The 523-nt window shown below is 72.3% G+C and carries 2 protein-coding genes; both read right to left on the reverse strand.

Annotated features, from left to right (window positions below; all coding sequences use genetic code 11):
- Nucleotides 1-10 precede the first annotated feature (10 nt).
- Nucleotides 11-316, reverse strand: a complete 306-nt coding sequence (locus tag ABD323_RS45310; protein WP_344447764.1) for a DUF7848 domain-containing protein — start codon at nt 314-316, stop codon at nt 11-13.
- Nucleotides 317-338: 22 nt separating this feature from the next.
- A partial coding sequence (locus tag ABD323_RS45315; protein WP_344447765.1) for a hypothetical protein occupies nt 339-523 on the reverse strand: 185 nt, incomplete at its 5' end.

Raw genomic sequence — 523 nt, forward strand, 5'->3', positions numbered from 1 at the left:
CTCGTACCGGTCAGCCACGGGCCGGCCCCGACAGTGGGACGATCGGCTCCGGGTCGGGCTCGATCTCGGGGATCATCCGCCACGGCCGGGACAGGACATGGCTGTAGCTGCGGTGGTCCGGGTTCGCCTGGAGGTGCTGGAACGACCAGCCGCGGGCGGCCTCGAAGTCCTCGCCGGCGGCGGACTGCTGGCCGCAGAGGATGCCCTGCTCGTTCTCGCCGTTGCACTGGAAGAGGTGCAGGGTGGGCGGGGCGTCCGGCTCGAGGTCGGGGGTGGCGGTCCAGTTCATGTGCCGGTACCGGCGGGTGAGGCCCATGGCTCGTCTCGTTGGCAGGACGTCAGCTGGAGGGGACCAGGTGGAGCCGCAGCGGGCGGCAGCATGGACAGGTGCTGACCGGGCAGTCGCAGACCACGGCCGGGGCGCCGGCTGTCTCGCGGATGCCGCCCGGACAGCCGTGGTGGGCCCCGGCCTGGCACTCGACGGATATGTACTGGCCGTCCCGGCGGCAGTCGACGGTGAAGG

The organism is Kitasatospora nipponensis, assembly GCF_039528135.1.
GTDB lineage: Bacteria > Actinomycetota > Actinomycetes > Streptomycetales > Streptomycetaceae > Kitasatospora > Kitasatospora nipponensis.

What these genes read in the sequence shown, in the direction of transcription:
- ABD323_RS45310 (WP_344447764.1), bottom strand. Translation starts at nt 316, where the DNA reads ATGGGCCTCACCCGCCGGTACCGGCACATGAACTGGACCGCCACCCCC.